General features: G+C 67.7%; 12 protein-coding genes. 11 read left to right on the top strand and 1 reads right to left on the bottom strand.

Features of this window, described 5'->3' with window-relative positions:
- From C1H66_RS20490 to C1H66_RS20445, 10 genes are all read left to right on the top strand, one after another.
- Positions 1–514 (top strand): peptide chain release factor N(5)-glutamine methyltransferase (locus C1H66_RS20490; protein ID WP_146010750.1); only part of this gene is annotated, 514 nt, incomplete at its 5' end.
- 179 nt (positions 515–693) lie between these two features.
- Positions 694–1194: an Lrp/AsnC ligand binding domain-containing protein gene (locus C1H66_RS20485; RefSeq protein WP_102629723.1), complete on the top strand. Its 501-nt coding sequence runs from the start codon at positions 694–696 to the stop codon at positions 1192–1194.
- A 30-nt stretch (positions 1195–1224) separates the two neighbouring features.
- Positions 1225–1965 (top strand): HesA/MoeB/ThiF family protein, encoded by a 741-nt coding sequence (locus tag C1H66_RS20480; protein WP_102629726.1) that lies wholly within the window; start codon positions 1225–1227, stop codon positions 1963–1965.
- 239 nt (positions 1966–2204) lie between these two features.
- Entirely contained in the window at positions 2205–3524 is a 1320-nt protein-coding gene (locus C1H66_RS20475) for an NAD(P)/FAD-dependent oxidoreductase (RefSeq protein ID WP_102629722.1), read from the top strand.
- Between the two features lie 51 nt (positions 3525–3575).
- Positions 3576–4922: a glutamine synthetase family protein gene (locus C1H66_RS20470; RefSeq protein WP_102629721.1), complete on the top strand. Its 1347-nt coding sequence runs from the start codon at positions 3576–3578 to the stop codon at positions 4920–4922.
- 107 nt (positions 4923–5029) lie between these two features.
- Positions 5030–6133 (top strand): polyamine ABC transporter substrate-binding protein, encoded by a 1104-nt coding sequence (locus C1H66_RS20465; protein WP_102629720.1) that lies wholly within the window; start codon positions 5030–5032, stop codon positions 6131–6133.
- Between the two features lie 89 nt (positions 6134–6222).
- A complete protein-coding gene (locus C1H66_RS20460) occupies positions 6223–7386 on the top strand; it encodes an ABC transporter ATP-binding protein (protein ID WP_370741285.1) in 1164 nt (387 codons plus the stop codon).
- Positions 7387–7438: 52 nt separating this feature from the next.
- Positions 7439–8350: an ABC transporter permease subunit gene (locus C1H66_RS20455; RefSeq protein WP_102629718.1), complete on the top strand. Its 912-nt coding sequence runs from the start codon at positions 7439–7441 to the stop codon at positions 8348–8350.
- 2 nt (positions 8351–8352) lie between these two features.
- Positions 8353–9186 carry an ABC transporter permease subunit gene (locus C1H66_RS20450; RefSeq protein ID WP_102629717.1) on the top strand — a complete coding sequence of 278 codons (834 nt, stop codon included), beginning with the start codon at positions 8353–8355 and terminating at the stop codon, positions 9184–9186.
- Positions 9187–9376: 190 nt separating this feature from the next.
- Positions 9377–10669, top strand: a complete 1293-nt coding sequence (locus C1H66_RS20445; protein ID WP_102629716.1) for an NAD(P)/FAD-dependent oxidoreductase — start codon at positions 9377–9379, stop codon at positions 10667–10669.
- Positions 10670–10689: 20 nt separating this feature from the next.
- Here C1H66_RS20445 and C1H66_RS20440 read toward each other — a convergent pair whose 3' ends face one another.
- Positions 10690–12423: a formate--tetrahydrofolate ligase gene (locus C1H66_RS20440; protein ID WP_181423442.1), complete on the bottom strand. Its 1734-nt coding sequence runs from the start codon at positions 12421–12423 to the stop codon at positions 10690–10692.
- 210 nt (positions 12424–12633) lie between these two features.
- Between C1H66_RS20440 and C1H66_RS20435 the strand changes: the two genes are divergently transcribed.
- Positions 12634–13668: a GlxA family transcriptional regulator gene (locus tag C1H66_RS20435; RefSeq protein ID WP_205738711.1), complete on the top strand. Its 1035-nt coding sequence runs from the start codon at positions 12634–12636 to the stop codon at positions 13666–13668.
- Positions 13669–13689: the final 21 nt, after the last annotated feature.

The following is a 13689-nucleotide window of genomic DNA, read 5'->3' as shown; positions in this document are numbered from 1 at the left end:
GGGGCGGCTGCTCGACCTCGGCACCGGCACCGGTGCCATCGCCCTGGCGTTTGCCAGCGAGCGCCCCGGCTGGCGGGCGCTGGGGGTCGACCTGCGGCCGGAAGCGGTGGCGCTGGCGCGGGGCAATGCCGAACGGCTGGGCATCGCCAACGCCGAGTTCCGCCAGAGCGACTGGTTCGCGGCGCTCACCGGCGAGGCGTTCGAGCTGATCGTCGCCAACCCGCCCTACGTGGCCGAGGACGACCCGCACCTGGCGGTCGGTGATGTGCGCTTCGAGCCGCACAGTGCGCTGGTGGCCCGGGAGCAGGGCATGGCCGACCTCCTCCACCTGGTGCGCGAGGCTCGCAATCACCTCGAGCCGGGGGGCTGGCTGCTGCTCGAGCACGGCTTCGACCAGGCCGCGGCGGTGCGCCGTGCCCTGGTCGCTGCGGGCTATGGGGAGGTGGCGAGCCTGCGTGACCTGGCCGGCCATGAGCGGGTCAGCCTGGGGCGGCAGGGGCAGCTCCGGCGTTGACGGTGTGGCACTGGAGCCGCGCGGCCCCCTGTGGTACATCTTGTGGCAGGAAAAATTTCCAGATGCTGCCGTGATTACGTGACCGAACACTGGGGAGTCGCCATCGATATGGTGATTTTCAGTCGATTCGCCTGCCATGGCGGCGTGTCAGCCACCCTCGACCGGCGTGCCATACGACAATGAAAGCCAAGACCCGCTCGCTCGACCGCATCGACCTCAAGATCCTGCGCTGTCTGCAGGAGAACGCCCGTATCTCCTATGTCGACCTGGCATCCCAGGTAGGACTCTCCACCACGCCCTGCCTGGAGCGCGTCAAGCGCCTGGAGCGGGCGGGGATCATCCGCGGCTACAAGGCGGTGCTCGACCCCCGGGCACTCAAGGCCAACCTGCTGGTCTTCGTGGAGATCAGCCTCGAGACCCAGTCGCCGGCGGTGTTCGACGAGTTTCGCCGCGCCGTGGCCAAGCTGCCGCAGATCCAGGAGTGCCACCTGGTCTCGGGACAGTTCGACTACATTCTCAAGTGCCGCATCCCCGAGATGTCCGCCTATCGCCAGCTGCTCGGCGACGTGGTGCTGACCCTGCCCGGGGTCAAGGAGTCGAAGAGCTACGTGGTGATGGAGGAGGTCAAGGAGGACTTCTCGCTGCATGTGCCCGACATCGAGGAGTTCGAGGACAAGTGATTCGCCATGCCCGACGGAGCCCACGCGACCATGAATGACGACGACCTGCTGCGCTACAGCCGCCAGATCATGCTCGAGCAGATCGACATCGCCGGCCAGGAGCGGCTGCTCGCCGGGCGTGCCCTGGTGGTCGGCGCCGGCGGGCTGGGCTCGCCGGTGGCGCTCTATCTCGCCGCCGCCGGGGTGGGCCGGCTGACCCTGGCCGACGCCGACGAGGTCGAACTCTCGAACCTGCAGCGCCAGATCGCCCACGGCCAGGCCGACATCGGCCGCAACAAGGCGGCCTCGGCCCGGGAGGCGGCACTGGCCCTCAACCCGGGCTGCGAGGTCGCCACCCTGACCTCGCACCTGGAGGGCGAGGCGCTGACGCGGGCGGTGGGCGAGGCCGACGTGGTGCTCGACTGCACCGACCGCTTCTCGAGCCGTTATGCCATCAACGCCGCCTGCCGGGCCGCCGGGGTGCCGCTGGTCTCGGGGGCGGCGATCCGCTTCTCGGGCCAGCTGGCGGTGTTCGATCCCCGGGATCCCGAATGTCCCTGCTACGCTTGTCTCTATCCGCCCGGGGGCGATGACGAGGAACTGCGCTGTGCCGAGAACGGGGTGGTGGCGCCGCTGGTCGGGCTGATCGGCTGCTTCCAGGCGCTCGAGGCGATCAAGCTGCTCAGCGGGGCCGGCACGCCCCACGGCGGGCTTTCCACCTTCGACGGCCTCACCGGTCAGTGGCGCCATTTCCGGGTGCCGAAGGACCCGGCCTGCCCGGTCTGTGGCTGAGAGCAGGCGACACCGTTGATGGCCTATTCTTGACGACATGGTCGCCGGCGTCGCCGCTCTTCCGGCCATCTCAGCGACACCCGTTACCCCTTGAGGAGCCGTTTTTCGCGCGGAATGGGGGCGCGTCGGAGCTCGGTCTCTCACCGGGTCGTCATGGTAGTTGTTATTGAATACTTGACATCCCGGGGGCGGCTGGTGTCAAACTGAGGACATCACCAATAACAACGAGCGCTGCGCGCATGACGGCACAGGTTCCTTCCTCGCCCCTCGCGTCCCTGCGGGTCGCCTCCTGGTACCGCGACTCCATTGACCCCGAGGTGGCCATCCAGCCCGGCGACTGCCCGCCGCTGGCGGGGGAGGTGCGCGCCGATGTCTGCGTGATCGGCGGTGGCGTCACCGGTTGTTCGGCGGCCCTGCACCTCGCCGAGCGCGGCTACTCGGTGGTGCTGCTGGAGGCGGCCGAGATCGGCCATGGCGCCTCCGGCCGCAGCGGCGGGCAGATCCTGCCGGGGCTCGGCACCGATATCGCCACCGTGGAGCAGGTGCTCGGCCTCGCGCGCGCCCGGGAGGTCTGGGGGATGAGCCGCGAGGCGGTGCGGCTGACCGCCGAGCTGATCGACCGCCATGCCATCCCCTGCGAGCTCGCCTGGGGCTACCTGCACGCCGCGGTCAGGCCGCGTCATGTCCGCGAGCTGCAGGCCTTTCGCGACCGCCTGGCCCGCGACTACGACTATCGGGCGCTCGCCTGGCTCGCGGGCGACGCCCTGCGCGCGCACGTGGTCACCGATGCCTACCCCGGGGCGCTGTTCGAGAGCGAGGGCGGCCACCTGCACCCGCTCAACTACACCCTGGGCCTGGCCCGGGCCGCCCGCCGGGCCGGGGTGGTCATCCACCAGGGCAGCCCCGCGGTCGAGATCCGCCGCGGCAAGCCCGCCTCGGTCGTCACCCCGGGCGGTCGCGTGACCGCCGACTTCGTGGTGATGGGCACCAACGCTTTCCAGAACGGCCTGATCCCCGAGCTTTCCGGGCGCATCATGCGCGCCGCCAACTACATCATCGCCACCGAGCCGCTGTCGGTCGCACAGGCTGAACGGGTGCTGCCCCGCAACGATGCGCTGTCCGACGCCAACTTCGTGCTCGACTACTATCGCCTCTCCGCCGACCGGCGGTTGCTCTACGGCGGTGAGGTGAGCTACACCGGTCGCGAGCCGCGGGGGTTGCAGGCCCGCATGGATGCCAAGATCGCCGGGCTCTTCCCGGTGCTGCGCGGCGTGCGCATCGACTACCGCTGGGGCGGCGAGGTGGCCATCACCCTCAATCGGGCGCCGGACTTCGGTCGGCTGGACGACAATCTCTACTATGCCCAGGGCTACTCCGGCCACGGCATGGCCCTGGCGGGGCTGGCCGGCAAGCTGATGGCCGAGTCGGTAGCCGGGCAGAGCGAACGCTTCGACGTCTTCGCCGCCATGCCGCACCGCCGGTTTCCCGGCGGCGAGCGACTGCGCACGCCGCTGCTGCTGCTGGCCACCACCTTCTACAAGCTGCGCGACCGGCTCTGAGCGGTCCCGGGGCTACGAATGCGCCCGACACGGGCATGACACGAGGTTCCCATGAAAGACCTGGAAAGCTGGCTGAAGGAGCGACACATCACCGAGGTGGAGTGCCTGGTCAGCGACATCACCGGCATCGCCCGCGGCAAGATCACCCCGGTTTCCAAGTTCGTCGCCGAGAAGGGCATGCGCCTGCCGGAGAGCGTGCTGCTGCAATCGGTGACCGGCGACTACGTCGAGGACGACATCTACTACTCGCTGCTCGACCCCGCCGACATCGACATGATCTGCAAGCCCGATTCGGGCGCCGCCTACCCGGTGCCCTGGGCGCTGGAACCCACCGCCCAGGTGATCCACGACTGCTACGACAAGTTGGGCAACCCCATCGAGCTCTCGGCGCGCAACCAGCTCAAGAAGGTGCTGGCGCTCTATGCCGAGCAGGGCTGGAAGCCGGTGGTGGCACCGGAAATGGAGTTCTACCTGACCAAGCGCTGCGAGGACCCGGACCTGCCGCTGCAGCCGCCCATCGGCCGCTCCGGCCGCCAGGAGACCGGCCGCCAGTCGTTCTCCATCGACGCGGCCAACGAGTTCGATCCGCTGTTCGAGGACATGTACGACTGGTGCGAGGCCCAGGGGCTCGACATCGATACCCTGATCCACGAGGAGGGCACCGCCCAGATGGAGATCAACTTCCGTCACGGCGACCCGCTCTCCCTGGCCGACCAGGTGTTCCTGTTCAAGCGCACCATGCGCGAGGCGGCGCTCAAGCACGACGTGGCCGCCACCTTCATGGCCAAGCCGGTGACCAACGAGCCGGGCAGCGCCATGCACATCCACCAGAGCGTGCTGGATGCAGAGAGCGGGCGCAGCGTCTTCTCCAACGACGACGGCACCATGAGCCAGCTGTTCCTGCACCATATCGGCGGGCTGCAGAAGTACATTCCCGAGGCGCTGCCGCTGATGGCGCCCAACGTCAACTCCTTCCGCCGCTTCCTGCCCGATACCTCGGCACCGGTGAACGTGGAGTGGGGCGAGGAGAACCGCACCTGCGGGCTGCGGGTGCCCGATTCCAGTGCCCAGAACCGGCGGGTGGAGAATCGTCTGCCGGGGGCCGACGCCAATGCCTACCTGGCCATCGCCGCGAGCCTGCTGTGCGGCTATATGGGCATGAGGCGCAAGATCAATCCCTCGGCGCCGGTGCAGGGGCGGGCCTTCGAGCGGCGCAACCTGCGCCTGCCCTTCACCTTGGAGATGGCGCTGGAGCGCATGGAGCACTGCGAGGAGCTTGCGACCTACCTGGGCAGCAAGTTCGTCACCGGCTATGTGGCGGTGAAGCGGGTCGAGAACGAAAACTTCAAGCGGGTAATCAGCTCCTGGGAGCGGGAGTTCCTGCTGCTTAGCGTGTAAGGCCCGGCCGCGCCGGGGGCCGTCCCGTTGAGACCGCCGCGGGACGCTCCGGACAGGCTGGGGTGTCGGCTTTTCTGATCCAACAACAACGACATAGAGGTGCCAAGATGTCCTACCAACGCAAGCTGTCCCTGGCCGTTGCCGCGGCCTCCCTGACCCTGGCCGCCGCGGCCGCCCAGGCCAATGAGGTACGGGTCTACAACTGGTCCGACTATATCGCCGAGGACACCCTGGAGCGCTTCACCGCCGAGACCGGCATCGAGGTGGTCTACGACGTCTACGACAGCAACGAGGTACTGGAGGCGGCGCTGCTCTCCGGGCGTTCCGGCTATGACGTGGTGATCCCCTCCAACCACTACCTGGTGCGTCAGATGGCCGCCGGCGTCTATGGCGAGCTCGACCACGACAAGCTGCCCAATATCGCCAACCTGGACCCGGCCCTGCTCGCACAGCTGGAGAACGTCGATCCAGGCAACCACTACTCTATCCCCTATATGTGGGGCACCAACGGCATCGGCTACAACGCGGGACGCCTCCAGGACATCCTTGGCGAGGACGCCCCGCTGGACTCCTGGGCGCTGCTCTTCGACCCCGAGGTTACCGGGGCCCTGCACGCGGCGGGTTGCGGCATCTCCATGCTCGACTCCGGGGACGAGATGCTGCCGGCGGCGATGGCCTACCTGGGGCTCGATCCCCATAGCACCGACGCCGATGATATTGCCCAGGCCGGCGATGCCATCGCCGCGGTGCGCGAACATATCACCTACTTCCACTCCTCCCGCTATATCTCCGACCTGGCCAATGGCGACCTCTGCGTGGCCGCCGGCTATTCCGGCGATATCTTCCAGGCCGCCGACCGTGCCGAGGAGGCCGGCAACGGTCACGAGATCGCCTATACCATTCCCAGGGAAGGGGCGGCGCTGTGGTTCGACCTGATGGCTATCCCCGCCGATGCGCCCAACCCGGAGAACGCCCACGCCTTTATCAACTTTATCCTCGAACCGGAGATCGCCGCCGGCATCACCGAGTACGTGCTCTTCGCCAACCCCAACCGGGCGGCCAACGACTACCTGCCCGAGGAGATCCTGAACGATGCCTCCATCTATCCCACCGAGGAGGTGATGGAGAAGCTGTTCGTGGCCAAGGCCAAGCCGCTCGCCGCCCAGCGGGTCATCACCCGCACCTGGAACCGGGTCAAGTCCGGCAACTGATCGGCGCGCCGCCCCTTCGCCATGCGAGGGGCGGCCGCTTTCCCTTCGCGGATGTCCTGGAGACTAGTGCAATGACCCAACCCATGACCCTGGCCGATACCCCAGCCCAGGTGCATCCGGCGAGAGAGACCACGCCGTCATCGGGCAAGAGTTCGCGTGTCCTGAAGGAGACGTTGATGGAGATCCGCCGCGTCAGCAAGCGCTTCGACGAGGTGCTGGCGGTGGATAACGTCAACCTGACCATTCGCCGCGGCGAGATCTTCGCCCTGCTGGGGGGCTCCGGCTCCGGCAAGTCGACGCTGCTGCGCATGCTGGCCGGCTTCGAGAAACCCAGCGAGGGACAGATCCTGCTGGAGGGGCAGGACATCTCCCGCACGCCCCCCTACGAGCGGGCCATCAACATGATGTTCCAGTCCTATGCGCTCTTCCCGCATATGACGGTGGCCGAGAACATCGCGTTCGGCCTCAAGCAGGACAAGCTGCCCAAGGCGGAGATTCGCGAGCGGGTCGCCGAGATGCTCAAGCTGGTGCATATGGAGGGTTTCGCCAAGCGCAAGCCCCACCAGCTCTCCGGTGGCCAGCGCCAGCGCGTGGCCCTGGCCCGCTCCCTGGCCAAGCGCCCCAGCCTGCTGCTGCTCGACGAGCCCATGGGCGCCCTGGACAAGAAGCTGCGCACCGAGATGCAGCTCGAGGTGGTGGAGATCCTCGAGCGGGTCGGGGTGACCTGCATCATGGTCACCCACGACCAGGAGGAGGCCATGACCATGGCCGACCGGGTGGCGATCATGTCCGACGGCTGGATCGTCCAGGTGGGCTCGCCCATGGACGTCTACGAGAGCCCGGCCAATCGCATGGTGGCGGAGTTCGTCGGTACCGTGAACCTCTTCGCCGGGGAGATCGTGGTGGACGAGGCGGATCATTGCATCATCGACAGCCCCGAGCTGGGGCGGCGTATCCGCATCGATCACGGCATCAGCACCCCCGCCGACGAGCGCGGCGTCTGGGTGGCGGTGCGCCCGGAGAAGACCCTGCTGAGTCGTGAGCGGCCCGAGGGCGACTTCAACTGGGCCGCCGGCACGGTGGAGGATATCGCCTACCTGGGCGGGCTCTCGGTCTACTATGTGCGCACCGAGCAGGGCCATCTGGTCAAGGTGAGCCGGGCCAATACCACCCGCCGCAGCGAGCGTCCCAGTTGGGGCGATACGGTCTATATCCACTGGGATGAACGCAGCGCCGTCGTCTTGCGTGACTAGCCCTGCGCGCCTCGCCGACCCTGGATTCCCCGCTCCCGATCGGAGACGACTTATGCCTGCCCTGACTTCGCAACGCCTGCGGCGGTGGCTCAAGCCCCGTCGCGGCTGGGTCATCGCCGTGCCCCTGCTATGGCTGACCCTGTTCTTCCTGCTGCCCTTCGGCATCGTGCTCAAGATCAGCCTCTCCGAGGCGGCCATCGCCATTCCGCCCTACAGCGCCATGGTGGATGTTGGCGCCGAGACCCTGAGCCTGGTGGTGACCTTCGGCAACTACCTCTTCCTGATGTCCGACAGCCTCTATGTGTCGGCCTACTGGGGCTCGCTGAAGATCGCCTTCGTCTCGACCCTGGCCTGCCTGCTGATCGGCTACCCCATGGCCTATGCCATGGCCCGGGCCCCGGCCCACTGGCAGCTGGTGCTGCTGCTGCTGGTGATGCTGCCCTCCTGGACCTCCTTCCTGATCCGGGTCTATGCCTGGATGGGGATCCTCAGCAACAACGGGCTGGTCAACAACCTGCTGCTCTGGGCCGGGCTGATCGACACGCCGATCCGCATGATGAACACCAACTTCGCGGTGATCCTCGGCATCGTCTACGCCTATTTGCCCTTCATGGTGCTGCCGCTCTACGCCAACCTGACCCGCCTCGACGGCTCCCTGCTGGAGGCCGCCTCGGATCTCGGTTCGCGGAGCCTCAATACCTTCCTCAGGGTGACCCTGCCGCTCTCCAAGGGCGGGATCATCGCCGGCTCCATGCTGGTGTTCATTCCAGCGGTGGGGGAGTACGTGATCCCCGAGCTGCTGGGCGGCCCCGATACGCTGATGATCGGCAAGGTGCTATGGGAGGAGTTCTTCAACAACCGCGACTGGCCGGTGGCCTCGTCGCTGGCCATGGTGATGCTGGCGCTGCTGTTGATCCCCATCGCGCTCTTCCATCGCTACCAGTCCCGTGAACTCAAGGAGTGACCATGAGAAAGCCATCCTTTACCACGGTGATGCTGATCCTGGGGCTGGTGTTTCTCTACCTGCCGATGCTGATCCTGGTCTTCTACTCCTTCAATGCCTCGCGGCTGGTCACGGTCTGGGCGGGCTTCTCCGGGCGTTGGTATATCGAGCTGTTGCGCGACCAGCAGATCCTCGATGCGGTCTGGACCAGCCTGCGCATTGCCTTCTTCTCCGCCAGCATGGCGGTCTGCCTGGGGACCCTCGCCGCCTTCGTGATGGTGCGCTTCGGTCGCTTCCGCGGCAAGACGGCGCTGGCCAGCATGATCACCGCGCCCCTGGTGATGCCGGAGGTGATTACCGGCCTCTCGCTGCTGCTGCTGTTCGTGCACATGGCGGAGCTGATCGGCTGGCCCGGGGATCGTGGCATGACCACCATCTGGATCGCCCATACCACCTTCTGCAGCGCCTATGTGGCGGTGGTAGTCTCCTCGCGGCTGCGCGAGGTGGACCTCTCCCTGGAGGAGGCGGCCATGGACCTGGGAGCCCCCCCGGTGAAGACCTTCTTCCAGATCACCCTGCCGGTAATCGCCCCGGCGCTGGCCGCCGGCTGGCTGCTGGCCTTCACCCTCTCTCTGGATGACCTGGTGATCGCCAGCTTCGTCTCCGGGCCCGGCGCCACCACCCTGCCCATGGTGGTCTTTTCCTCGGTGCGTCTCGGGGTCTCGCCGAAGATCAATGCCCTCGCCACCCTGATCATCCTGGCGGTGTCGCTGGCCACCTTCCTGGCCTGGTACCTGATGCGCCGCAGCGAGGCCAAGCGGCGCCAGGCGATGCAATTGGCGATGCAGGCGGCCTGAGCCTCCTGGGTGATGATAAGGCAGTTGTAGTGGAATACTCGACGATTGGAGTGGTCGGGTACGACCCCGATGCCCCAATGGCTTGTTGCCGTTGGGGCATTTTTTGGCGAATTTTAGGTGTCTGGCTAGCCATCAAGCTGGTCGGTTATGCTAGCATGGTTTAAATAATCAACACGTGAGGAGTGTGCCAATGACCGTCCAGCCGCCCGCCGCCCATGTGGCCTCCTGGTACGCGGCCACCGCCAACCTCGCCCCGGAGCGCCCGGGGCTCTCCGGCGAGATCGACTGTGACGTCTGCGTGGTGGGGGCCGGTTTCACCGGTATCTCGTCTGCCCTGCACCTGGCCGAGCAGGGGCTGTCGGTGGTGGTGCTGGAGGCCGCCCGGGTTGGCTTCGGCGCCTCGGGGCGCAACGGTGGCCAGATCGTCAACAGCTACAGCCGCGACATGGACGTGATCGAGTCCAGGTACGGGGCCGAGTGCGCCCGGGCCCTGGGCGACATGGCCTTCGAGGGCAACCGCATCATCCGCCACCGCATCGAACAGTACGGCATCGCCTGTGACCTGCGTGACGGCAACCTCTTCGCCGCCTGCAACGCGAAGCAGCTCGAGGGGCTCCGCGAGCACAAGGCGCTCTGGGAACGCTACGGCCATGATCAGTTGGAGTTGCTGGAGGGGGAGGCGGTCAAGCGGGAGGTGGGAAGTTCACGCTACACCGGTGCGCTGATCGACCACTCCGGGGGCCATATCCATCCCCTCAACCTGGTGTTGGGTCAGGCCGCCGCCGTCGAATCGCTGGGCGGGCGGATCTTCGAGCAGTCGCCGGTCACCGAGGTGGTCCACGGCGAGCCGGTGGTGCTGACGACGCCGCGCGGGACGGTGCGCGCCGAACGGGTGGTGATGGCCGGCAATGCCTACCTGCAGGGAGTGCTACCGGTGCTGGAGGGAAGGTCGATGCCCTGCGGGACCCAGATCGTCACCACCGAGCCACTGGGCGAGGCGCTGGCCAGGGAGCTGATCCCGAACGACAAGGCGGTGGAGGACTGCAACTACCTGCTCGACTACTATCGCCTCACCGCCGACAACCGCCTGCTCTATGGTGGTGGGACCAGCTATGGCGGCCAGGATCTGGCCAGCATCGAAGCGGTGATACGCCCCAAGCTGCTCAGGACCTTTCCCCAGTTGGCCGACGTCAAGGTGGATTACGCCTGGAGCGGCAACTTCCTGCTGACCCTCAATCGCCTGCCGCAGTTCGGGGTGATCAACGGCAACGTCTACTACGCCCAGGGCTATTCCGGGCACGGCGTCACCTGCTCCCACCTGGCCGGCCGGCTGATCGCCGAGGTGATGCATGGCCAGGGCGAGCGCTTCGACGCCTTCGCCGGCATCCCCCACCTGCCGTTCCCCGGCGGGCGCCTGCTGCGGGTGCCGCTCTCGGCACTGGGGGCATGGTACTACGCGACCCGCGATCGCCTGGGTGTCTGAACTCGGCGCCTGCAGCGGGTTCAATAGAGCCCGGTGATCTCGCCGTTGTCGTCGATGTCGATATGGGCGGCGGCCGGATCGGCGCCCAGGCCGGGCATGGTGCGGATGTCGCCGCACAGGGCATAGAGGAAACCGGCGCCGGCGGATAGCCGCACCTCGCGCACCGGCAGGGTCCAGCCGGTGGGGGCGCCGAGCCGCGTCGGGTCCGCGGTGAGCGACAGGTGCGTCTTGGCGATGCACACCGGCAAGCCGCCATGGCCCTGCTGCCGATAGGCATCGAGCTGGTCGCGTGCCTCGGGGGAGAAGGCGACGTCGGCGGCGCCGTAGAGCCGGGTGGCGATGCGTTCGATCTTGGCGTCCGGCGGCATGTCGTCCGGGTAGAGGAAGCGGAACTCGCTGCCGCCGGCGGCGGCAGCGACCACGGCCTGGGCCAGGTCGATGGCGCCGGCGCCGCCGTCGCGGACATGGGTCGAGACCACGGCGCGGACGCCGGCGGCCTCGGCGATGTCGCGAATGACGGCATGCTCGCCGGGGCTGTCCGACGGGAAGGCATTGATCGCCACCACCGGGGTGACGCCGTGGGCGCGGATGTTGTCGATCTGCTTGATCAGGTTGGCGGCGCCCGCGCGCACGTCCTCGGGGCACTCCGCCAGCATGGCGGCGGGAAGCGGCTTGCCGGGCACCACGCGGTAGTGCCCGGAGTGATACTTCAGGGCCCGCACCGTGACCACGAGTACCGCGGCGTCCGGCGTCAGCCCGGAGGCGCGACACTTGATGTTGAAGAACCGCTCGGCCCCCATGTCCGCACCGAAGCCCGCCTCGGTGACGAGGTAGTCCCCGGCGTGAATGCCGATCCGGTCGGCGACGATGGAGGAGTTGCCGTGGGCGATGTTGCCGAACGGCCCGGCGTGGATGAGCGCCGGCGCGTGCTCCAGGGTCTGCAGCAGGTTGGGCTTGATGGCCTCCTTGAGCAGGGCGGTCATGGCGCCGGCCGCCCCGATCTCCTCGGCGGTGACCGGCTCGCCGGCGCGGGTGTAGCCGATCACCATGCGGCCCAGGCGCTGACGCAGGTCCCGCAGGGAATCGGCCAGGGCGAGCACCGCCATGACCTCGGAGGCGGCGGTGATCTCGAAGCCGCTCTGGCGGGTGACGCCATCGGCGCGCGGGCCCAGGCCCACGACGATGTGACGCAGGGCGCGGTCGTTGATGTCGACCACCCGCTGCCAGCGAACGTTCTCCGGGTCCAGGTCGAGCTGGCGGCGATGGTGGAGGTGATTGTCGATCATCGCCGCGAGCAGGTTATGAGCCGCGGTGACCGCATGGATATCACCGGTCAGGTGCAGGTTGATGCGCTCCATGGGGACCACCTGGCTATAACCGCCGCCGGCGGCTCCGCCCTTCATGCCCAGCGTCGGTCCCATGGAGGACTGTCGCAGGGCGACCGTGGCGGCATGGCCGAGCTGTTGCAGGCCCTGGACGAGGCCGATGGAGGTGGTGGTCTTGCCCTCGCCGGGTGGGGTGGGCGTGATCGCCGAGACCACCACGTAGCGAGCCCGCGGGCGCCCGGCGAGGGCATTCGCGGCACTCAGGTCCAGCTTGGCCACGCCCCGGCCGTAGGGTTCCACGGCCTCGCCGGGCACGCCCATGCGATGGGCGATCTCCTCGATGGGCCAGAGCCGCGCGCCACGGGCGATCGTGAGGTTGTCCGGCAGCGACGGCCGCGCGTGCCTGACTTCTTGCGGGATGGTAGCCATCGCCCGACCTCCTGGCGTCTCGACCCTGAACTAGCCGACGGGGCAAGCGGGTCGCGTTAGGCCCAGTATTCACGCCCGAGCGCGGCCGGTTTTGCTCATCCACGTCAATGGCCTTGGTCACAGCGACACCGGGCCGCGCAACTATCCCCGTGGATCGACTGTCGTTAAAGTAGCGAAGAGACCACCCGGCTCCGGAAGGAAGGCGCGATGATGTCCATTGCCACACCGGCGAACGGCCACTACGAGATCGGCTTCCTGCTGGTGCCGGGCTTCTCCCAGCTCGCCTTCTCCTCGGCGCTGGAACCGCTGCGCATGGCCAACCATCTCGTCGACCGCCGGTGCTACACCTGGCACCTGGTGAGCCGGGACGGCGCCCCGGTGAGTGCCAGCAGTGGTCTGCAGACCGGCGTGGACCATGGGTTCGACGAGGACCTGTCGCTGGACCTCGTGCTGGTGTGTGCCGGCGTCGACGTCCAGCGCCACTGCGATCGCGATACCCTGCGATGGCTGCGTCGCCTGGCCGGGCGACGCATTCCCCTGGGGGCGGTCTGCACCGGCGGCTACGTGCTCGCCCAGGCGGGGCTGCTCAACGGCTATCGCTGCACCCTGCACTGGGAACATATCTCGAGCATCCACGAGGCGCGCATGTTTCCCGAGGTGACCTTCACCTCGCAGCTGTTCGTCATGGACCGTGACCGCTACACCTGCTCCGGCGGCATCTCGCCCCTCGACATGATGCTCACCCTCATCGCCCGGCAGCAGGGCCTGGAACTCGCCGAGGCCATCGCCGAGGAGTTCATCCACGAGCGGATCCGGGACGTCGGCGATCGTCAGCGCACCCCGCTCCGGGTGCGCCTCGGTCACAGCCATCCCAAGCTGGAGGAGGTGGCCACCCTCATGGAGGCGAACCTGCAGGAGCCGCTGTCGCTCGACGAACTGGCGAGCTATGCCGACCTCTCGCGGCGCCAACTGGAGCGGCTGTTTCAGCGCTATGTCGATTGCCCGCCGTTGAAGTACTACATGGACCTGCGCCTGATGCGGGCGCGACTGCTGCTGCGACAGACCCACATGCCGATCACCGACGTGGCGCTGGCGTGCGGGTTCATCTCGCCGCCGCACTTCACCAAGTGTTACCACGACCGCTTCGGCCATTCGCCCAGCGGCGAACGCAAGCGGCGCAGTGACCGGGTGGCGGAGGCTTCGGCCCAGCACGCCGAGGCGGCCCGCCCCCCCGGCGAGAAGTGAACGCGGCGCCGCGATATCCAG

Origin of the sequence: Halomonas heilongjiangensis (genome assembly GCF_002879645.1) — a bacterium.
In the GTDB taxonomy this organism is placed as follows: Bacteria; Pseudomonadota; Gammaproteobacteria; order Pseudomonadales; family Halomonadaceae; genus Halomonas; species Halomonas heilongjiangensis.
Note: the sequence above shows the minus strand (reverse complement) of the source record. Positions and strands in the feature narration are given on the sequence as shown.